The organism is Bacillus sp. BHET2, from assembly GCF_005938125.1.
Taxonomy (GTDB): Bacteria; Bacillota; Bacilli; order Bacillales; family Bacillaceae_B; genus Rossellomorea.
This window is the reverse complement of the sequence record NZ_VCQN01000056.1, coordinates 1-384: the sequence shown is the minus strand read 5'-3', so window position 1 is coordinate 384 and position 384 is coordinate 1. Positions and strand designations below refer to the sequence as shown.

General features: G+C 41.1%; 1 pseudogene. It reads left to right on the top strand.

Annotated features, from left to right (window positions below):
• Window positions 1-23: 23 nt before the first annotated feature.
• Window positions 24-384, top strand: a pseudogene (locus FGG79_RS21490) (hypothetical protein); the annotation flags it as partial.

Below are 384 nucleotides of genomic sequence, written 5' to 3'. Positions count from 1 at the left end.
TTGCTAGGGTGGATAAGCGTAATATGCAGCAAGAATATTATCTTACCGATTTAGTGGCCTTGGCTTGTCAAGATGGTGTGAAGATTATTACTCAAAAAGTCAAAGAACATCATTGGGTGGCAGGAGTCAATGATAAACAACAGCTAGCTGCTTTAGAACGGGTATGGCAATATCATCAGGCTCAGAAATTGCTGCAGCAGGGAGTGACTTTATTAGATCCCAGTCGTTTTGATTTACGTGGTCGGCTTTGCTGCGGGCAAGATGTATTGATTGATATTAATGCTGTTTTTACTGGTGATAATATATTGGAGGATGGGGTTACTATTGGTGCTAATTGTGTTTTGCATAATGACACGATTCATCGCGGTGCATACATCGCACCTT